Raw genomic sequence first — 20,799 nt, 5'->3', positions numbered from 1 at the left:
GGGTGATCAGTTGATGGAGACGGATTCGGCGTCGCCGAACAGTTCGGCGCCGGAGACGACCACGCGGTCGCCCGGGCGCAGGCCGGACAGGATTTCCACTTCGCCCAGGCTGCTGACGCCCAGCCGCACCGGGCGGCGGATCGCGGTGCTGCCGTCCATGACGTAGGCCTGGCCGTTGCCCTGTTCGACGAACGGGCCACGTTCGACCTTGATGACGTTGCGGCGGGTATCGAGCACCACCCGGGCCTGCATGCGCTGGCTCTGGCGCAGGCCCTGCGGCTGCTTGTCGGAGAAACGGATGCGGGCGTTGACTTCGCCGGCCACCACTTCGGGTGACACCGCGCTGATCTCGCCCGGGAACGGCTGGCCGTTGCCGCTGGTGAGCTGGGCCGGAATGCCGATCGACAGGTCACGGGCGAAGCTTTCCGGCACCTTGATCTCGATCTCGAAGCGCGACAGGTCGACCACGCCCAGAATTGGCGCATTGGCGATCACGTTGGTGTGCTGGGTGGCCTGCACCTGGCCGACCTGGCCATCGAAGGGTGCGCGCAGGGTCAGCGCGTCCACCTGGCGCTGCACTTCATCCACCACGGCGCGCTGGCGGTCGGCCAGCAGGCGCTTATTGCGTGCATCCAGATCCGCGCCCTGGCCCTGCAGGCGGGCGTCGGTGCGGGCGTTGGCCAGCGAGATGTCGGCCTTCTTCAGGCTGTCGTTGGCCTTGGCCAGGTCGATCTGCGGCACCGCGCCGCCGTCGAAGCCGCGCTGGTAGCGCTGCAGGTCACGCTCGGCGGCCTGGCGTTCGATGGTGGCCTGGTCGGTTTCCTTGCTGGCCTTGGCGCGGGCCAGGGTGGCATCGAGCACGGCGCGGCCGGCCTCGGCTTCCAGGCCGGCCAGCGTGGCCCGTTCCTGGGCCAGCTTGCTGCGCAGCTCGGGGCTGTCGATGATCGCCAGCTCCTGGCCCTTCTTCACCACATCGCCGGCGACCACCTTCAGGTCCACCGTACCGGCCGAGATCGCGTACAGGATCGGGCTGTTGGCAGCAATCACCTTGCCGTCGGCGGCCAGGTCGCGGACCAGGTCGCCCTGCTTGACCTCGGCAATGCGCACCCGCGCGCTGTCGAACGAGCGGCTGGCGCCCAGCCAGGCGCGGGCGGCGAAGGCGATGGCCAGCACCACCACCAGCGCGGCGATGCCCGGCCACAGCCAGCGCTTCCACGGCGCCGCCGTGGACGGAGTCGAAAGGGTCTGGTCCTGTGCGGAAGTGTCGCGGATCATCGGGCTCGTTCGCGGTTGGGTTGCCGTATACCAAGCACGCCGCGTGCCAACTTTGAGTCCTTGTAAAACAATGGGTTGCGAGCCCCATCCGGCTGTCCGGGTGTCCGCGGACACCTGCCCGGACACTTTCGTTAAGCGTACGGCGACCAGGCCCTACGGCGGCCCACGCTAGAATGCGGGTTCGACAGCAGGGATCTGAATCTATGTGCGGGATTGTGGGGGCGATCGCGAATCGCGATGTGGTGCCGGTACTGATCGAAGGACTGAAGCGACTGGAATACCGGGGCTACGACTCGTCCGGCATCGCGGTGCTGGACCAGACCCAGGCGCAGGCCGACGTGCGCCGCGTGCGCCGCACCGGCCGGGTGGCCGAGATGGAGAAGGCGGCGCTGGCTGAAGGCTTCGACGCCACGCTGGGCATCGGGCACACGCGCTGGGCGACCCACGGCGGCGTGACCGAGGCCAACGCCCACCCGCACATCAGCCACGGCGTGGCGCTGGTGCACAACGGCATCATCGAAAACCACGAAGAGCAGCGTGAGCGCCTGCGCGGCCTGGGCTACGTGTTCGAGTCGCAGACCGACACCGAAGTCATCGCGCACCTGATGCACCACAACCTCAAGCACGGCGACAGCCTGCTGTCGGCGCTGCAGCGCACGGTGAAGGAACTGACGGGTGCGTATGCGCTGGCGGTGATGAGCCGTGCCGAACCGAATCACTTCGTCTGCGCGCGCATGGGCTGCCCGCTGCTGGTGGGCCTGGGCCAGGGCGAGAACTTCGTGGCCTCGGACGTGTCCGCGGTGATCTCCGCCACCCGCAACGTGATCTTCCTGGAAGAGGGCGACACCGCCGACATCCGCCGCGACGGCGTGCAGGTGTTCGACGAGCACAACCAGCCGGTGGACCGTGGCGTGCACCAGTCGGATGTATCGCTGGCCTCGCTGGAGCTGGGCCCGTACCGCCACTTCATGCAGAAGGAAATCCACGAGCAGCCGCGCGCGCTGGGCGACACCATCGAAGCGGCGATCGACGCCGGTGGGTTCCCGGCCGAACTGTTCGGCAAGAATGCAGAAGGCGTGCTGGCCGGCATCGAAGGCGTGCAGATCCTGGCCTGCGGCACCAGCTACTACGCCGGTTTGACCGCGCGCTACTGGATCGAATCCATCGCCGGCCTGCCGTGCAGCGTGGAAATCGCCAGCGAGTACCGCTACCGCGCCGCGTATGCCAACCCCAAGCACCTGATCGTCACCATCTCCCAGTCCGGTGAAACCCTGGACACGATGGAGGCGCTGAAGTACGCCAAGTCGCTGGGCCACCTGCACACGCTGTCGATCTGCAACGTGCCGGAAAGCGCCATCCCGCGCGCCAGCGAACTGGTCTGCTACACCCGTGCCGGCGCCGAGATCGGCGTGGCCTCGACCAAGGCCTTCACCACCCAGCTGGCCGCGCTGTTCCAGCTGACCGTGGTGCTGGGCAAGCTGCACGGCCGCATCGATGCGGCGCAGGAAGCGGACTACCTGGAGCAGCTGCGTTTCCTGCCGGGCAGCGTGCAGCATGCGCTGAACATGGAGCCGCAGATCGCGGCGTGGGCCGAGCGTTTCGCGCGCAAGAGCAGCGCGCTGTTCCTGGGCCGTGGCCTGCACTACCCGATCGCGCTGGAAGGCGCGCTCAAGCTCAAGGAAATCACTTATATCCACGCCGAGGCCTACCCGGCCGGCGAGCTCAAGCACGGGCCGCTGGCGCTGGTGGACGAAGACATGCCGGTGGTGGTGATCGCCCCCAACGACAGCCTGTTGGAGAAGGTGAAGTCCAACATGCAGGAAGTGCGCGCGCGCGGCGGCGAGCTGTTCGTGTTCGCCGACCAGGACAGCAACTTCGTCGAGTCCGAAGGCGTGCACGTCATCCGCACCCCGCGCCACGCCGGCGTGCTGAGCCCGGTGGTGCACACCATCCCGGTGCAGCTGCTGGCCTACCACACCGCGCTGGCACGCGGCACCGACGTCGACAAGCCGCGCAACCTGGCCAAGAGCGTGACGGTGGAATAACCGCAAGGCCGCCCGGACCGAGGTTTACGGACCGGGCGGCACACCGACCGCGGGTGCGGTGGATGGTAGAGCGGACTGTTAGTCCGCTGCCCCCGGCCGGCCTCGCGCAGCGTCAGCGTCTTTTTTCGGCGGCCAGAGCACGAACAGCGCCAGCGCCGTGAACCAGCAGATCGCCGCCGTCCAGACGTCGTGCGACATGAAATGCGCGCCCCGGAGCTGTTGGGAGAAACCAAACAGCATTCCCAGCGCCACGGCGAAGCCCAGTGCGGGGTACCTCCACCTGGGCCATACCTCCAGTGCAAAGAAGTACAGCGCGAGCCAGGCATAGCCTGCGCTCGCGTGCCCGGCGGGGAAGCAGCCGCTGGCCCGGACGCCGGCCGGGCGGGCGTCGAACAGCCCGTAGAACTCCCGGCTGCCGCCGAAGCGGGTCAGGTCCCACGGGCAATCCATGCCGGTGTGCTTCTTCAGGAGCGAGACCAGGATCGTGGACAGTGCGACCGACACGAACAGTCGCAGCAGCGGGCGGCGCAGGCCGGCAAGCGAGGGTTTCCAGGCCGAGGCGATGGCCAGCCCCAACACGACCAGCCCGGCGCCGATGGACAGATTGCGGCCAAGCTTGTGGATCACCTGCTCGGTGATCCATGCATCCTTCAGCGCCCAGGCGTGGCCCTGGGCGGCGTAGAGCCACGCCGACACCTCCAGGTCGCCGTAGTGCTGCATGAGGACGAACGAGGCGACGAGAACCGCCGCCAGCGGCATGACGACATGCGTCATCGCGTTCGGCCGCAGCACCGTGCGATGTGTATCCGGTGTGACCGCCAGCGCGCTGCCGACCTCGTTACTCATCGGCTTCGACCCAGCTGATCTTGTCTTCGCAGGGGCTGATCAAGGCCGCGCTGGGCACCAGCATCCAGGTGTTGCGGTTCGCCTGGCCGACCGTGACGGCCTGCGTCCTGTCGACGCAGCGCCCCAACGCCCGGTCGGTCACCAGGATCCAGCGGCGACCGGGATAGGCGGCGGCCCAGACACGCGCCCGATGCCATTGCACGTCCCACGGCTGCTTGTAGCCGAAGTCGGTCGCCCGCCCGCGGGCCTGCAGATAGTTCTGTTCCTTGAAGTCCACCAGGCCCAACTCGCCGTACGGCCCGATCGTGGCGAACACCTTGTGCATGACCTGCTTGGCCGATGCGGAGTTGTCCAGTGCCGGCATGAAGCCGAATCCATACGCGGTCCACACACAGACCATCGTCAGCACCGCCAGCAGTCCGGGCCGGCGCGCACGCAGCACCGCCGCCAGTGTCAGCAGCGCCGCGCCCAATGCAGCCGCCCACCCGCCGATGGCCTGGATGGCCGCCGCGTCCAGGTCGCGTCCAATCAGCTTGGGCTCGATCCAGTTGGCGTGGGTGAGGATGGCCGTCGCGAGGACCAGCGAGGCAATGCCCAGCACGAGGTTGAAGCCGATGAGCACCGTCCTGGCGAAACGCTGCCGGAGCAGGCCCGGCAACAGCGGGGCGGCCGCAATGCAGAGCAATGGCAGCGCGGGGAAGATGTAGACCTCGCGCTTGCCCGGGCTGGCGCTGAAGAACACCAGCGTCAGCACTACCCAGCCGAGCAGCAGCGCATAGCGGGCATCGCCGCGCGACAACCGTCGCGTCCATGCCGGCAGCAGCTTCGGCAGCAGCAGGCAGCCCGGCAACCACAGCGTCAGGATCACCTGCAGGTAGTACCAGGCGGGCTGGATGTGATGCCACGCGCCCACATAGCGGGTGGCGGTCTGGCGGAACAGGATTTCGCGCACATAGGCATCCAGCTCGGCACCGTGCGGCTGCAGCACGGCAATGCCCAAGGGCAACAGCCAGACTGCCAGACCTGTGGCAAAGCCTGCAGGCACCAGCAACCACTGCCAGGAGCCGCCGGGAAGTGGAGCAACGCGGTTGCGCAGGCGCAGTACGGCCCACGGGACAAGCACGAGCAGCGGCAGGAATCCCACGCCCTTGGTGACCGTGCCCACGCCGGCGGCGGCGGCGCCCCAGAACAGCGCCGCGCGGCTCGGCCCGGCGAGCAGGTGCTTGAGCAGCCCCCACATCGCCGCCGTGGTCATGGCCACCAGCACCATGTCGATCTGCGCGCGCTTTGCCATCAAGCCGAACTGCAGGGTGGCGAACACGGCCAGGGCCGCGTAGAAGCCGATCCGCGGTGTCCACAGCATCCTGCCGATGCGGTAGGTCATCCACAGCGTCAGCAGGGCCGCCAGCAGGGAGGGCAGCAGGAACGCGACATCCCAGCTGCCGACCACTGTGTGCGCTGCCGCCTGCAGCCACATGAACACAGGTGGCTTCTCGGCGTAGATCTCGCTGCCACGATGGGGAATCAGCCACTGGCCGGTATCGACCATCGCCTTGGCGGCAAGGACGAAACGCGGCTCGTCGGGCGGCGCAGGCGCACGCAGGCCAAGGCCGGCGAAGAGACTGAGCGCAATGAGCACACAGAGCAGCGCGCGCCACGGACGACGGAGTGCTGCCACATCGGGAGCGTGCGCGGTCGCGGCAAGGGAGTTCATCACGCGCGGGCTCCCTAGAAGACCAGGATCAGCAGCCAGGTGCCCACCGTGGCGAGCAGGCCCACGAAGACCGCGGCCGAGCCCATGTCCTTGGCGCGCCCCGCAAGCTCGTGGTGTTCGGCGCCATAGCGTTCGATCACCGCTTCCACGGCCGAATTGAGCAGTTCCAGCGCCAGCACCATCAGCACTGGAAGGATCAGCAGCACCCGTTCAATGCCGGTCTGCCCGAGCCACAGCGCCGCCGGCACCATCACCACAGCCATGACCGCTTCCAGACGGAAGGAAGACTCGTGAAGCCAGGCCGCCTTCAGTCCCTGCATGGACCAGACGAAGGCCTTCAAGGTGCGCGCGGGGCCGCGCGGAAGATGTCCAAACTGGTCGGGCATGGGATCACACAGATGAGGAGGGAGCCGCTCCGAAGGCGGCGCGCTCATTGTGGAATCCCCCAGGTCGGAGATAGGTCAGAGAACGGCCGGTCAGACGCCCTTGAGACTGGACGACATATCCACGGTGGCGCGGGTTCCCTTGCCGTCAGGCTTGGACTCGAAGCTGAGCCGCCAGTCGAGGTGCCCGCACAGGCGCGCGATGAGTTCCAGGCCGATGCCCTGTCCGTCGCGCGCCTCGCCCTTGACCATCCTGGCGTACAGCGCACTGATCTCTTCCGGGGTCATGCCATGGCCGGGGTCATCGATGACGACCTGCGCATCCTCGCTCACCTCGATCCGGATGGTGCCCTTGTCGCTGTTCTCGATGGCGTTGCGGATGAGATTGCCGACCACGACGTTGACCACGGCGGCAGGGGCCAGGATCACCGGTTGTGCGGAACCGGTCAGTTCAATCACCAGGACCCTGTCATCGCACAGATAGCCATGGTCGTGGGCCGAGGCCTGGACCAGTTCGGTGAGCGAAATCAGCTCGCTGGTCTTCTCCAGTCTGTCCGCACTCTTGGCCAGCACCAGCAGGATCGAGATCAGCTCTTCAACAGACGCGGCGATCTCGCGGATGCGACTGAGCTGGTGCTGGACCATCTTCTCCGACGCGCCCGGCGTCGAGGCCAGATCCGCCGCGCCGGCGATGACCGCCACGGGCGTCCTCAGCTCGTGGCTGACGCTGTTGATGAACTGCTTTTCGCGCTCGACAAACTCTTCGTTGCGACGGATGTAGTCGTTGAGCGATTCGGTAATGACCGCCTGTTCGGAGCTCGCCTGCGGGTCGATCTCGATCTGCTGGCCCGGTTGCTCGGGCGTCAGTTTGCGGATGCGGTTGGACAGTGCGGTGAGCGGTCGCAGGACGCGTCCCAGGCCCCATCCCACCAGCAGGCCCAGCAGCACGATCGCAAGCACGTTCGAGCCCAGCATCCACAGGCCGACATTGTCTTCATGCTGCTGCAGCTCGGTGATGTCCAGCGCAAGCACCAGCTTGCGGCCACGGACCTCGCGGACCAGGATGACCTTGTCCTGGTCACCGACGCGCACACCATCGTGGATGCCCGGGCCGAATGCCGCGTAGTGGGCCGGTATCGGCGAATGGTCGTCATCGCCATAGAGTTGAACGGTGTCCGTATCCGTCCAGTGGTAGTTGGGGTCCTCGTCACCGCGCTGGATGAAGTGCTCCAGCTCGGACTGCAGCAGCGACTGCCAGGTCAGGTCCTCCGCGCGCGAATTCACGATCTGGCCGTGCACGAAGACCGCCAGCGACAGCAGCGCGGCATACACCACCAACCAGCGCGTGACCCGACTGCGCAGGCTGGTCCTGGGGCGGTCGGCGCCACGCCTGGCACCCTCGCGGGTCATGAGGTTCCGCACTTTTCCTGCCATGTGCAGTCAACATCCATCAACGAGTACGGGTCGAACTCTAGTCGCTTTGTCCGGGCCTGAACAGGCGCGGACATGACGGATGCCGTGATTCCGTCAGGCGTTCGTGCCCGACCTCAGGCAGGACGCGAAGACATCCTGCGTCTCGTCGTAGGCCTTGGTCTTCACCTGCAGGAGGCCAAGAATGGAGGAGAACAGCACGTCGTGGTCCGCGCGCTGCATAGCGCGCTGCTCCAGGCAGCTGGTATCCAGTCCGCGTGCGCCGGAGAAGCGGCTGGAGAACCACATGACCATGGGCACCGAGGTCTGCTCCGCCGGCGCGATCGCATACGGAACGCCATGCAGGTACAGGCCCTTTTCACCCAGCGACTCGCCGTGGTCGGACACGTAGATCATGGCGGTGTCGTAGTCCTCCATGCCCTGGAGCGCGTGGATGGTCTGGGCCAGGAAGTGGTCCGTGTACAGAATGGCGTTGTCGTAGGCATTCACGATCTGCTCGCGCGGGCAGTTGCCGAGCTCGGGGTTTTCGCAGGGTGGGGTGAACCTGCGGAACGCGTCCGGGTAGCGCTGGAAGTAGCTGGGGCCATGGTTGCCCAGCTGGTGCAGCACGACGAACTTGTCCCCCGGCGTTGCGCGCACCTGTTCGGCGAGGCCCTTGATCAGGATCTCGTCCATGCAGCGACCCTTCACGCACAGGCTGGGGTCGGCGGCATCGGAGAGCGACTCGAACGGCGTGCCTTCGCAGACGCCCTTGCAACCCGACTGGTTGTCGCGCCAAAGGGTGTTGATGCCTACGTTGTTCAACACGTTCAGGAAGGACTGCTCGGAGCGGATCTGCTTCTCGTCGTAGTTGCGACGGCCGAGCTGGGAGAACATGCAGGGCACGGACACTTCGGTGCTGGTGCCGCAGGAGTGCATGTCCGGGAAGTTGACCACGCCAATGCGCGCGAGCTCGGGCGTGGTCTGGCGGGCGTAGCCATTCAAGCCCCAGTTCTGCGCACGCACGGTTTCGCCGACCACCAGCACCACCAGGCGCGGCCTCGCGCCTGCGATGGGTGGGGTGCGTACCGCGTCCATCGCGATCGGGGTCTTGGGCGCCCGCTTGATGGGCGAGCTCGACTTCAGGTTCTGCTGAAGGCCGATGATGTAGTTGAGCGGCGTGGCGAGATACTTGATCTCACGATGATTGCGCACCATCGACGCGATGTCGGCACTGGCCAGCATGACGCTGCCCGCGCCGGCGATCGCCAGTGCCAGCATGAAGGCGGGGCGCACCCACAGCGTCCGCAGCGCGGAACGCGGCTTGATGCGCACGCGCCAGACCACCAGCGCCGGCAGAACGGCGAACAGCAGCAAGGGCAGAATGAGGCTGGGTGTCATCAGTTCCCGCGACTCTTTCACGTCCGTCTGCAGCACGTTGCGCACCATGTCCGCATCCATGAACACCCCGTAGGTGGTCATGTAGTGCACGGCCATTGCAGTGACGACGAGCAGCGCGGTGATGACCGGCTTCGCGCTCCAGCGCCAGATCAGCAGCGACAGCAGCAGGCCATTGACGGCGATGAGCAGGCCGAACAACGCAACGGCGAACAGCAGGTTGCCGGGATGCAGCGAATAGGCGGCCTTCCAGAAGGGACCGTTGCTGACCGCGGCGAAGAACAGGCTGCAGGCCAGGATGAGGGTCTCCTGACTGATCTCGGGGCGCCAGCTTTTCGCAACACTCCAGGCGCCAACCCCACGATGTGCCGAGCGGCGCGACGTGTCGACGTCGGCTGCTGCCTGTGTTGCGTTCGATGAAGCCATGCCGGAGGCCAATGTCAGTGACTGTGGGGCAATCCTGGCCTGACGTTCGTCGGATTTCGGTCGGAGTTATGTCTGAGTTCGTTAAGAAATCAATAGGAAACACGCAGAATTCACCGTCAACGCCGCGTCGCCAGCAGGATCACGCCGGCCACCACCAGTCCGATGCCGCCCCATTCACGCGCCGATGGACGCTCGCCCAGCAGCAGAAATGCCAGCACGATCACCAGCACGACACTGAGCTTGTCCACCACCGCGACCTTGGCCAGCTCGCCCGCCTGCAGCGCGCGGAAGTAGAACAGCCACGACGCGCCCGTGGCCAGGGCGGAGAGGACAAGGAACAGCTGGGTGCGGCCGGGCAGCTGCAGTGGGTTGCTCCATTTTCCCGTGAACACCACCAGTGGAAGGATGACCGCGGCCACGATCAGCGTCCGGACCGCCATGGCCAGGTCAGGATCGACGTTCTTCACGCCGATCTTGGCAAACAGCGCGGTGAGTGCGGCGAAGGTGGCCGACAAGCCTGCCAGAAACAGCCACTGCGGAATGTTCTGCATGGAGGTGCTCCTCGAGAATCAGCGCTGCGATGGGGTCGGCGGAAAGTCCAGCGTAACGCGCAGGCCAGGGTGGTTGTCGCCCAGTTCCATCGTTGCGCCGTGCAGTTCGGCGACGGCCTTCACCAGGCTGAGGCCGAGTCCATTGCCGGGCGTGCTGCGGCTGACATCCAACCGGTAGAAGCGGGTCAACACCGCCGCATGCGCGTCGTGCGGGATGCCCGGGCCCGTGTCTGCCACGACCAGGCAGGCCCGTTCACCGCGATGCATCGCTTCAAGAATAATCGTCGCCCCAGGCGGTGAATGGCGGGTGGCGTTCTCCACCAGATTGGCCACCATCTGTGTCAGCAGCTCGCGGTCGCCAGCGATTCGTACCGGCGCCGCCGCGAGCAGGGTCAACGTTTGCCCCCGATCCTCGATCGCAGGCTGGTAGATCTCCGCCACCGTGTCGATCACCTCGGCCAGGTCGATGGCGGCGAAGTTTGCGCGGCGCTTGCCCCCTTCGATCTGAGCGATGCGCAGCAACGCGGAGAACGTGGCCAGGATGGCGTCGATGTCCACCAGCGCCGCGTCCACGGTGTGCTCGAGCTGTTCCGCGCTCGCCTGCCGTCCATGCACCAGTTCCAGCTTCTGGCGCAGTCGGGATAACGGGGTGCGCAGGTCATGCGCGACGTCGACCGATACCTGCTCCAGGCCGCGCATCAACGCGGTGATGCGGTCCAGCATGGCGTTGAGGCTCGCCGCGAGATGATCGAATTCGTCGCCACTTCCATTGAGTGCGATGCGCCGGCCGAGATCGCCATTGACGATGTCCCGGCTGCTCTGGCTCATCTCCTCCACGCGGCGCAGTGACGCCGCACTCATGACGGCGCCGCCGACCAGCACCAGCACCATCGACGCCACCAGCCCGAGCAGGAAGGAGCGGGTGACGAACTCCTGCAACTCTTCGATCTGGTGGGAAGAGGTTCCTACAAACAGCTGCCCACCGTCGTCCGTGCGGCGGCCAATGCCGCGCAGGGTCATGGCCGGTCGTTGCCCCGAGGCCGGCACGGACAACGCTTCGACGATCCCGCTGGCATGCGTCAGCACGGGCAGGTCGCCGGCCACTTTCTCGCCGTCTGAGGTCAGCAGCAGATAGTGGAAGCCATTGTCCGAGCGGGTGGAGGCGGTGATGACCGGCACCAGCGAACCGGTGCTGGTGCCTTCGGTGGCGATGTCGATTTCACGCAGTTCCGCCGCGACGGAGGCATCGATCTGCTCTTTCATGTAATGGGTGGCGGACCAGATCATGATCCCGAACATGAGCAGGAAGCTGATACCGGTGATCAACGCATAGCGCAACGTGAGACGGAAGCTGGAGGTGCGCAACAGCCGACGCGCATTCACGGCCTGGGCTCGCGGATGCTGTAGCCGGCGCCGCGGATGGTGTGGATGAGCGTCGCGCCCGCAGGGACATCCAGCTTGGCGCGCAGGCGGCTCATGTGGCTTTCGACGACATTGGTCTGCGGATCGAAGTGCAGGTCCCACACCTTTTCCAGCAGCATGGTGCGCGTGACCACTTCGCCGGCATGGCGCATCAATACCTCAAGCAGCCGGAATTCGCGCGGCTGCAGTTCGACATCGGCACCCCCGCGTTGCACGGTCCTGGCGACCAGATCCATCCGCAGGTCCGCCACGCGCAGCACCGTGTCGGCCTGTGTCTTGCGGGGGCGTCGGCCAAGCGCCGCCACGCGCGCGGCCAGTTCGGAGAAGGCGAAGGGCTTGACCAGGTAGTCGTCGGCACCGGCATTGAGGCCGTTGACCCGGTCATCGATGCCGCCGAGGGTGGTGAGGAACAGCACGGGCGCCTCGACGCCGGCGGCGCGCAGTGTACTCACCAGCACCAGGCCATCCAGGCCCGGCAGCATGCGGTCCACCAGCAGCAGGTCCCAGTCGTGGTCCGAGCCCTGGAACAACCCCTCTCGACCATCCGCGGCGACGGAAACGTTGTGGCCCAGCTCGCTCAGCCCGGCGCTGATGTAGCGGGCGGTTTCCGCATCGTCCTCGACGACCAGGATCTTCACGTTCACGCACCTCGGCAGCGGGGCAACACAGGCCTTGTAGAACGGCCGACGCGCCCTGGTCAAGTTACCGATCCCCAATGTCGGGGCCATCGGCGGGTGAGGTGGGGCGGCCCAGACTGGCCCCCATCCGCACCGCTGAGAACCGCCATGCCGCGTCATCCTGCACGGGTACTTGCCGTCGCGCTGCTGCTGGGCGGCTGCGCCACCTACCAGCCAGATGCGCTGAATCTGGCCGCGGTACCGCCTGCTGCCTTGCCTGCCACCCGCCACGGGCAACCGCTGCCGGCGATGTTGAGCATCACCCGGATTGGTCGGTTGGCCATCGAGAACAATCCCGAGCTGCGGGCGGCACGCGCCGAGCATGGCATCGCGGCGGCCCAGCTCGAGGCCGCGGCGGCGCTGCCCAATCCCGTGCTGTCGGCGAGCTATGCCGGGGTCGTGAGCGGGCCGGGTGCGCTGCCCGCGATCGCCCTCGGCCTGGGGCAGGACATCAAGGCGCTGATTCTGCGGCCGGCGAAGATGGCTTCGGCGAAGGCCCAGGTCGAGCAGGTGGATGCCGGCATCCTGTGGCAGGAATGGCAGACGGCGACCAAGGCCGAGTTGACCGCGCTGGAGCTGGTCACCGCGCAACGGCAGCTTCCCTATGCCCGCCAGACATCCGCCCTGTGGGACGAGCGCACCACACGCAGCCGGCGCGCGCTGGCGGCCGGCGACATCACCCAGTCGGCGTACGTCATCGAGAGCCAGCTTGCCGCCGACGCGGGCGCGCAGCTGTCCGCATTGGAGGTGGTGCAGTTGACGCGCCAGCAGGAACTGGCGGGGCTGCTGGGCCTGGACAGTGGCGTGCGCCTCAACGTCGACTATCCGGAGAACATCCAGCCCGCGGACCCGGCGGCGGTGCGGTCGAGGCAGCAGCATCTGGTCGACTTTCGACCCGATCTGCTCGCCTTGCGCGCCGGATACCAGGCGCAGGAGCAGCGGGTCCGCGAATCAGTGCTTGCCCAGTTTCCGGCGATGACCCTCGGCGCCAGCGCCGGCCGCGATACGGGGAATGTGAAGACAGCGGGGCTGGATATTTCCATGGAACTGCCTCTGTTCAATCACAACCAAGCGGGCATAAGCCTCGAACAGGCCACCCGCAGCAAGCTGAAGGCCGAGTTCGATGCGCGTCTGATCGCGGCCACCAACGAAGTGTCCGCACTGCTGGAGCAACAGCAATCGCTGGTTCGCCAGCAGCACCGCGTGTCGGCGCAGGTGGAGCAGGCCAGGCCGCTGCTGCCGCGCCTGCAGCAGGCGCTCGCCCGCCAGGACATCGAAGGGCGGACCTATCTCGACGCGGTGATGGCCCAGAACGCCCGGGAGCAGGACCTCATCGGCATCACCTCGAACATCGCGGCCCAGAACCTGGCCATCCAGACCCTGGACGGTCTGGGCATGCCGGCCATGTCCGGTAATGAAGATGCATCCGCGCAGTCTGCAGGAGAGCAGCCATGAAGCGTCACATCACCCTGCTGGTTGCGTCCCTGGCGCTGGCTGCCTGCACGCAGGCACCGGCGGACCCAACACCGCCTGCCGTGCTGGTGGCGCAGGTGCCTGCCCAGTGGCACGAGGTCGACCGTCAGGTGATCGCGTACGGAACGGCGATGCCGTCCGCCGAGGGGGCCTACACCGTGAGCCGGGCCGTGGATGGCCAGGTGGTGGCGGTGACGGTGGTACCCGGCGAACGCGTCACGCGTGGGCAGCCGCTGCTGGTGTTTGAGCTCTCTGCCGCGGCAAAGGGCGCGCTCGATCAGGCTGCGGCCGCACTGACGGCCGCGAGCAGGGAGCAGGGACGCGTCACTCGACTGCTGGCCGACCAGCTGGCATCGCAGGATCAGAAGGCGCAGGCGGACAAGGCGGTTCAGGATGCGGCGGCGGCCGTGCGCACGGCATCGGCCGATGCAGGCGGCGGTGCGCGCCAGCAGATCGTGGCACCCTTCGACGGCATCGTGGCGAGCGTGCCGGCGTCGCCCGGCCTGCGGGTTGCTGCGGGTAGCGCACTGGTCACGCTGGCACGGCAGGATGCGTTGATCGTGCAGGCCGGTGTCGAGCCGGCCGAGCGCAGCGGGATCGAGGTCGGGCAGCCCGTCGAACTGGCCGCGCTGGATGGGAGCAGCCACCTGCGCGGCACCGTGACGCATGCGGGGCAGGCGATCAACGACGTTACCCGGCTGGTCGACGTCGACGTGAGTGCGTCCGGCCCGCTGCTGAAAGGCCAGGCCTACCAGGCCACGATACTGGCAGGGCGCGTCGCCGGCTGGCAGGTGCCTGCTGAAGCCGTCCAGGAGGATGCGCACGGCCCGCACCTGTTCCAGACCAAGGGCAACCACGCCCTACGCGTGCGCGTGAGCCGTGCCGCGGTTCTGCCGGAGGGACGTGTGCTCGTGACCGGCGCCCTGGACGGCAAGCGGCCGGTGGTGACCGCAGGTGCGTATCAGCTCTCGGATGGGGCGACGGTGCGTACGGAGGACGCGCGATGAGCTTCACCTCGCTGGTTGACCGCCATGCCAAGGCCATCATGGCCATTGCCGCCGCGCTGGTGCTGGCCGGTGCCGTGATCGCCGCAGGCATCCCGGTGAGTCTGTTTCCGCAGGTTCCGTTTCCGCGCGTCGTGGTCGATCTGTCTTCGGGCGACCGCCCGGCGGCCCAGACCGTGCTTGCAGTCACCAAGCCGGCGGAAGACGCGCTGCGTGCGATTCCAGGCGTGCATGCCGTGCGTTCGAACTCTTCGCGGGGATCCGCACAGATTTCGGTGGACTTCGGTTGGGGCCGCGACATGGTCGCATCGACCCTGCTGGTGGACGCCGCGCTGGCCCAGACCCTGCCTTCGTTGCCCGCCGGTACCGGCTACGAAGTGCGGCGGATGGATCCCACGGTGTTTCCGATCATTTCCTACGCACTGAGTTCCAGCCAGGTATCGCAGTCGCGCCTGCGCGATCTGGCCGCGCTGGATTTTGCCCCGCGGCTGGCGTCCATCGCCGGCATTTCCCGGGTCGCCGTGCAGGGTGGGGAGGTGCAGGAGATCCAGGTCGAGGCGGATGTTCATCGCCTGGCCGGCATGGGCCTGTCGCTGGATGATCTGGCCACCGCCGTGGCATCCGTGGCCGACATCAAGGCGGTCGGCCGCGTGCAGGACAGGAGCCGGCTTTCGCTGGTGATCGCACGTACCGATCTGCAGACCATGGAGCAGCTGCGGCAGACGGTGGTGCGCGCCGGCAGCGACGGCGTCGTACGGCTCGGCGCGGTGGCCCACGTGGGCTACGGCCACGCACCGAACTGGATCAACGTGGCCGAAGACGGGCATCCGGCGGTGCTGTTGAACGTCTACCAGCAGCCCGATGGCAATGCGGTGGCGATCGCGGCACAGGTCCGCGACACGCTCGGCGCGGCACCGCTCCCCGGTGACGTAAAGCTGATCAGCTGGTACGACCAGAGCCAGCTGGTGTCGGATTCGCAGGCCAGTGTCCGCGATGCGATGGCCATCGGCCTGCTGCTGGCCGGCCTGGTCCTGTTTGCCTTCCTCAGGAACCTGCGGATCGTGATCGTGGCGCTGATCGTGGTGCCGTCGGTCATCGCGGTGACGGCGCTGGTGCTCGGCCTGCTTGGCATGACCTTCAACATCATGACCCTGGGCGGCATTGCCGCGGCGGTCGGGTTGGTCATCGACGATGTCATCGTGGTGGTCGAGCACATTGCGCGCCGTGCCGGTGCTGGCGGTGGCGCCAAGGACGTACTTCCCGCCACGCGCGAGTTCCTGCGCCCGCTGACCGGGTCCAGCCTGGCAACCATCGTGGTGTTCGTCCCCTTGAGTTTCCTGGGGGGCGTCACCGGTGAATTCTCGCGGGCGTTGTCGATCACCATGGCCTCGGCGCTGGTGATCTCCTACCTGTTCGCCGCCTTCGTCGTGCCGCTGCTGGCGCGACGCTTCATCGACTTCGGCCGTTGGCAGGACCCGGGCCATGGCAGATCCACCTGGCTGTCGCGCACGCACGCGCGGGTGCTGACGGCCGGCCTGCAGCGGCCGCGCCGCGTGCTGTTGGGCGTGATACCGCTGCTGGTGCTGGGCGCCGTGGCCTGGACGCAGGTACCCAGCGGCTTCATGCCCAAGGTGGATGAGGGTGGGTTCGTTCTGGACTTCCGCACGCCCCCCGGCACGGCGCTGACTGAAACGGAGCGCCAGCTGCATCAGCTGGATGCGCTGCTGCGATCACAGCCGGAGGTCGAGACGTTCTCGCGTCGTACCGGCACGGGATTGGGCGGCGACCTGGGTGAGCCCCACCATGGCGACTACTTCGTCCGCTTGAGGACGGATCATCAGCGCAGTACCGAGGCGGTGATGGCGGCGGTCCGCGCCCGCGCTGCCGCGGAGATCCCCGGGCTGGAAGTGGAGTCGGCGCAGCTGATGGAGGATCTGATCGGTGATCTCACCGCGGTTCCTCAGCCCATCGAAGTCAAGCTGTACGCCCAGGATCCTGCGGTGCTGCCGGCCGAGGCGAAGAAGGTCGCCGACATCGTCGCCGCGCTGCCCGGCCTGGTCGAGGTCAAGGACGGCATCAATCCCGCCGGCGACGGTCTGGATGTCCAGCTGGACCCGGTGCGTGTGGCGATGGAATCGGTGAGTCCGGCGGACGTGACGCGTGCGCTGGACACGGCCATCACGGGCGTGGTCGCCGCCCGGCTGCCTGCGCGCGGAACGCTGCTGGATGTGCGGGTGCGCTCGGTCGGGGCGGCGACGCTCACTCATGAGGGGCTGGCGGCGCTTCCCATCCGCGCGCCCGGCGGGCATGTGTTTCCGCTGTCGCGGGTGGCCAGCATCCATGCGGTCAGTGGCGAGCCCGAGATCGGGCGCGATGACCTGCAGCCGATGATCGCCGTCACGGCGCGCCTGGAAGGGCAGGGGCTCGGCGCCGCCGCGGCATCGGTCAAGGCGGCGCTGGATGCACCGGGCGCGCTGTCGCCCGGGGTGCGATACGCCATGGGTGGGCTGTACGAACAGCAGCAACAGGCCTTCCTGGGCTTGATTGAAGTGTTCGTGGCCGCCTTCATTGCCGAGCTCATCCTGTTGATGCTGCTCTACGAATCGGTGTGGACCGCACTGGTCGTCGTGGTGGTCTCCGCACTGTCGACCACGGCGGTATTCACCGCGCTCTGGATCACCGGCGTGGAACTGAACATCACGGCGCTGATGGGCATGACCATGGTGGTTGGCATTTCCACGGAGATGGCGATCTTCCTCGTCAGCGAGTACCAGCTGCTGGCCACGCGCATGCCTGCCCGCCAGGCGGTGCTGGAGGCGGCCGGCAACCGGCTGCGTCCGATCACCATGACCACCCTGGCGGCCATCCTGACCCTGTTGCCGCTGGCGATGGCACTGGGCAGGGGCGCAGGTATTCAACAGCCGCTGGCCATATCGATCATCGCCGGGCTGGCGTTGCAGTACGTCCTGGTGCTGCTGGTGCTACCCGCCGTGCTGATGCTGCTGCCCGGCGACGCGGCCCGCGGCAGGCGCGAAGTCCACGCTGGCGCGGGTGCCCGCCTGCGGCGATGAGGTGATCTCGAACGACCAGCCGAAATGCGTGCAGATGCGCGAGATCAGGCCCAGCCCGATCCCCGCGGTGCCGGTGTAGCCGCTGCGGATGATCCGGGCATGCAGCGCGGCCATTTCCGCGTCGGTCATGCCATGCCCGCTGTCCTCGACGACGACGGTGGTGGGCCCGCCGGCATGGATGCGGACGCTGCCACGGTCGCTGTTCTCGATGGCGTTGCGCAGCAGGTTGCCGATGACGGTACGCAGGATCTGCGGCGGTGCCGAGACCATCAGCCCCGCATCGATTTCCAGCAGCAGCGCCAGTTCCTTGTCCTTGGCGATGAAGGCGTAGTCGGCCACGATCGCGGGAAGCTCGTGCGCGACGTCGACGGGCTGCAGGTCGCGCAGCGCGCGCTCGGGTTCCCGCGCCAGCGTGAGCAGCAACTCGGCCAGGTCCTCCATTCCCTTCGCCGACTGCTCCGCCCGCAGCAGGTGCGGGCGCAGGGCGGGCGTGACATCGGGATGGCTGAGCGCCACCTCCATCGAGCCCCGTACCACGGCGATGGGCGAACGCAGTTCGTGGCTGGCAAGGTTGATGAAGGTGCGCTCGCGTTCCACGAAGTCCCTGCTGCGCTTCATGTAGCCGTTGAACGCAGCGGCGACCACGCTCACTTCTTCCGGATCATTCGGGGCGATGGGAAAGGCGCTGCCCGATCCATCGGGCGGCAACGCGCGGATGGCGACCGAGAGTGAGGTGAGCGGGCGCAACAGGCGGCCGGCACCCCAGTAGACCAGCAGCACGAGCAGGGCGACCACCACCAGCACGGAGGCCGCCAATGAGGCCCCGAGAGCGAGTTCATCCTGCTCCTGGTCGGTGATATCCAGGGCAAGCACGTGTGCGTCGGGCCCCGTGCCTTTCACCAGCACGACGTAGCTGCGCCCGGCGGAGGCGACTTCATCGTGCAGGCCGGGGCCCAGATTCCGGAAGGGCGGCGCGGCCTGGTCCTGCCGATGCAGGCTGAGGATCTCCGAGTCCGGCCACGCGTAGGTGGGATCGGCGGCACGGCGCTCCATGAAGAAATCCATCTCGGTATGCAGCATGGAGGCCCACACCGCTTCTTCCGCACGCTCATTGACCCAATAGCCGTGGGCGGCCACCACGGCCGCGACCACGGCGGTGAACAGGGCAACACCCAGCGCGAGTGATCGCCGCAGGCTGCGCCTAGTCATGCGCGTCGTTCCCGGCATCGACCAGGCGATAGCCCAGCTTGCTGATCGTCTGCAGCATCCTGGGTTCCTCCGGCAGGTCCAGCCTGCGGCGCAGCTCGTATACGTGGGTGCGCAGCATGTCCTTGTCGGGCACGTCATCGCCCCAGATCGCATATTCCAGCCGCTCCCTCGGCACCACGTGCGGGCTCTGCCGCATCAGCACTTCGAGAATCGCGCGGCTGCCGCTGTACAGCTTCAACTCCCGCCCGTCGCGGGTGATCTCCTGCGTGAGCAGATTGAAGGTCAGGCCGCCAACACGCAGCACCTGCTTTCGCCCCAGCTGCCGGAAGGACAGCGCGACGATGCGCGCCTGCAGTTCCTCCATCGAGAAGGGTTTGGCCAGGTAATCGTCCGCGCCGGCGCTGAAGCCGGTGAGTTTGCTGTCCAGCTGGTCGCGCGCCGTGAGCATCAGCACCGGCACATCCTCACCGAGCGCGCGCAGACGCTGCAGTACTTCGATGCCGTCCATGCGCGGCAGCATCCAGTCCAGCACGATGACGTCGTAGTCGCCGGTCGATGCCAGCTTCAGGCCGGAAGGACCATCGGGCGCGGCGTCCAGCACGAAGCCACGGCCATCCAGGAACGCGAAGATGCTGGCCAGCAATGCCTGGTTGTCTTCGACAAACAGGGCGCGGACGACCTGACGTAAATCTGACATTCCTGCCTCCATCCTGATGCGAATAGGTCGCGTTTGTATTGGCGATTATCTCTCATCATCCTTGTTGCCTGGAGTGCTTCCATGCCGGTTTCCTCGGCGTTTGCTGCCGTCTCACCCCTGTCTGCCAGCCTCCGGTTGGCCCTGTACGGTGTAGGCGGACTCGCGGTTTGCGAAACGCGGACACTTGGTTTGGATCCCTGCTCCAGAGGGCTGGGGCGGAAGCAGCGCAGCGCTTCCGGGCCTCCCGCAACCCCCTTCAAACGACCCGCGAAAGGCATTTGAAGGGGGCTTGGACGGCCTTAGAGCAGGCTCGCCTGGCGGTCGTCCCAGCTCTTGATGATCAGCTCCCCAAACTGCTTATCTCGCCCACCGCCCCCGCCAATTGTGTAGTTCAGCTGCAGGGGTACCAGGTCGAAGCCAGCGAAGGCCTGGCGGATCTCCGGGTGGTCATTGATGGACACAATCACCTTGCCAGCGCTGGTGCGCATGAGGTCGGCCATGGCCAAGTACTGGTCGAAGGGAAAGTCCACCCCATAGCCCTCTGTCTCCCAATACGGCGGGTCCAGATAGAACAAGGTCTCAGGGCGGTCGTAGCGGCGTACACACTCCTGCCAGGGCAGGCGCTCAATCACCACGTTGGCCAGGCGAAGGTGGACGGCGCTCAGCTCCTCCTCAATGCGTAACAGGTTCAGCCGTGGACCGTGGCCACCGGCCACCAGGCCGAAGCTCTGCCCCTCCACCTTGCCGCCAAACGACAGCTTCTGAAGATAGTAGAAGCGAGCCGCCCGTTGGATATCGGTTAGGGTTTCCGGCCGCTCCATGGCTGCCCACTCGAACATCTGGCGGCTAACCAGGGACCACCGGAACATCCGGACGAACTCCTCCAGGTGGTGCCTGACGCACCGGTATAGGGTCACCAGGTCGCTGTTGATGTCATTGAGGACTTCGAGCTGGGCCGGGACCGGTCTCATAAGGAGTGCGGCCGCGCCGCCAGCGAAGGCCTCGACATAGGTGTTGTGCGCGGGGAAATGGGGATACAGGTGCTTGATCAGGCGGCGCTTCCCGCCAGGCCAGGGGAATATCGGTAGGGGCATGTCTCAGGCTGTGCGAAAGGGGTAAGCCAGAATGATCCCGTCCTCGCGAGGGCGCAGGGTCTCGGCCAAAAGCACGCGGCAGACGCGTGTGTTGCGGTGACGTG

The 20,799-nt window shown here is 66.9% G+C and carries 16 protein-coding genes; 4 read left to right on the top strand and 12 right to left on the bottom strand.

Features of this window, described 5'->3' with window-relative positions:
* Positions 1-6 precede the first annotated feature (6 nt).
* A complete protein-coding gene (locus ACREPD_RS11435) occupies positions 7-1,275 on the bottom strand; it encodes an efflux RND transporter periplasmic adaptor subunit (protein WP_431599451.1) in 1,269 nt (422 codons plus the stop codon).
* Positions 1,276-1,478: 203 nt separating this feature from the next.
* Here ACREPD_RS11435 and glmS point away from each other — a divergent pair, with 203 nt between their 5' ends.
* Positions 1,479-3,320, top strand: coding sequence for a glutamine--fructose-6-phosphate transaminase (isomerizing) (gene glmS / locus ACREPD_RS11430; RefSeq protein WP_431599450.1), 1,842 nt, complete (start codon positions 1,479-1,481; stop codon positions 3,318-3,320).
* Between the two features lie 78 nt (positions 3,321-3,398).
* On the opposite strand, the gene ACREPD_RS11425 is transcribed toward glmS, so the two are convergent.
* The 8 genes from ACREPD_RS11425 to ACREPD_RS11390 form a co-directional block, all read right to left on the bottom strand.
* The gene (locus ACREPD_RS11425; protein WP_431599449.1) at positions 3,399-4,166 is read right to left on the bottom strand and encodes a phosphatase PAP2 family protein; all 768 of its coding nucleotides are present in this window, start codon (positions 4,164-4,166) and stop codon (positions 3,399-3,401) included.
* On the bottom strand, positions 4,159-5,880 hold the full coding sequence (locus ACREPD_RS11420; protein ID WP_431599448.1) for an ArnT family glycosyltransferase: 1,722 nt from the start codon (positions 5,878-5,880) through the stop codon (positions 4,159-4,161). Before ACREPD_RS11420 ends, ACREPD_RS11425 begins: the two co-directional genes overlap by 8 nt.
* Positions 5,881-5,894: 14 nt before the next feature.
* The gene (locus ACREPD_RS11415; RefSeq protein WP_431599463.1) at positions 5,895-6,266 is read right to left on the bottom strand and encodes a diacylglycerol kinase; all 372 of its coding nucleotides are present in this window, start codon (positions 6,264-6,266) and stop codon (positions 5,895-5,897) included.
* 90 nt (positions 6,267-6,356) lie between these two features.
* Positions 6,357-7,673 carry a sensor histidine kinase gene (locus ACREPD_RS11410; protein WP_431599447.1) on the bottom strand — a complete coding sequence of 439 codons (1,317 nt, stop codon included), beginning with the start codon at positions 7,671-7,673 and terminating at the stop codon, positions 6,357-6,359.
* A gap of 117 nt (positions 7,674-7,790) precedes the next feature.
* Positions 7,791-9,497, bottom strand: coding sequence for a phosphoethanolamine transferase (locus ACREPD_RS11405; RefSeq protein ID WP_431599446.1), 1,707 nt, complete (start codon positions 9,495-9,497; stop codon positions 7,791-7,793).
* A gap of 116 nt (positions 9,498-9,613) precedes the next feature.
* Positions 9,614-10,048, bottom strand: a complete 435-nt coding sequence (locus ACREPD_RS11400; protein ID WP_431599445.1) for an EamA family transporter — start codon at positions 10,046-10,048, stop codon at positions 9,614-9,616.
* Positions 10,049-10,066: 18 nt separating this feature from the next.
* Positions 10,067-11,413, bottom strand: coding sequence for a HAMP domain-containing sensor histidine kinase (locus tag ACREPD_RS11395; protein WP_431599444.1), 1,347 nt, complete (start codon positions 11,411-11,413; stop codon positions 10,067-10,069).
* 14 nt (positions 11,414-11,427) lie between these two features.
* A complete protein-coding gene (locus tag ACREPD_RS11390; RefSeq protein ID WP_431599443.1) occupies positions 11,428-12,108 on the bottom strand; it encodes a winged helix-turn-helix domain-containing protein in 681 nt (226 codons plus the stop codon).
* Between the two features lie 288 nt (positions 12,109-12,396).
* Between ACREPD_RS11390 and ACREPD_RS11385 the strand changes: the two genes are divergently transcribed.
* From ACREPD_RS11385 to ACREPD_RS11375, 3 genes are read left to right on the top strand one after another with little or no spacing between them, the layout of a single operon-like run.
* On the top strand, positions 12,397-13,602 hold the full coding sequence (locus ACREPD_RS11385) for a TolC family protein (protein WP_431599442.1): 1,206 nt from the start codon (positions 12,397-12,399) through the stop codon (positions 13,600-13,602).
* On the top strand, positions 13,599-14,627 hold the full coding sequence (locus tag ACREPD_RS11380; RefSeq protein ID WP_431599441.1) for an efflux RND transporter periplasmic adaptor subunit: 1,029 nt from the start codon (positions 13,599-13,601) through the stop codon (positions 14,625-14,627). Before ACREPD_RS11385 ends, ACREPD_RS11380 begins: the two co-directional genes overlap by 4 nt.
* Positions 14,624-17,695 carry an efflux RND transporter permease subunit gene (locus ACREPD_RS11375; RefSeq protein ID WP_431599440.1) on the top strand — a complete coding sequence of 1,024 codons (3,072 nt, stop codon included), beginning with the start codon at positions 14,624-14,626 and terminating at the stop codon, positions 17,693-17,695. Before ACREPD_RS11380 ends, ACREPD_RS11375 begins: the two co-directional genes overlap by 4 nt.
* Here ACREPD_RS11375 and ACREPD_RS11370 read toward each other — a convergent pair.
* From ACREPD_RS11370 to ACREPD_RS11360, 3 genes are all read right to left on the bottom strand, one after another.
* Complete coding sequence (locus ACREPD_RS11370; protein WP_431599439.1) at positions 17,606-18,904, bottom strand: sensor histidine kinase; 1,299 nt, start codon at positions 18,902-18,904, stop codon at positions 17,606-17,608. The two genes, ACREPD_RS11375 and ACREPD_RS11370, sit on opposite strands and share 90 nt — an antisense overlap.
* Positions 18,897-19,601: a response regulator transcription factor gene (locus tag ACREPD_RS11365; RefSeq protein WP_431599438.1), complete on the bottom strand. Its 705-nt coding sequence runs from the start codon at positions 19,599-19,601 to the stop codon at positions 18,897-18,899. Before ACREPD_RS11365 ends, ACREPD_RS11370 begins: the two co-directional genes overlap by 8 nt.
* Positions 19,602-19,900: 299 nt before the next feature.
* Positions 19,901-20,695, bottom strand: coding sequence for a DNA adenine methylase (locus ACREPD_RS11360; RefSeq protein ID WP_431599437.1), 795 nt, complete (start codon positions 20,693-20,695; stop codon positions 19,901-19,903).
* Between the last annotated feature and the right edge of the window lie 104 nt (positions 20,696-20,799).

Source organism: Stenotrophomonas sp. (assembly GCF_050737075.1).
Lineage (GTDB): Bacteria > Pseudomonadota > Gammaproteobacteria > Xanthomonadales > Xanthomonadaceae > Stenotrophomonas.
This window is presented reverse-complemented; position numbering and strand designations above follow the sequence as displayed.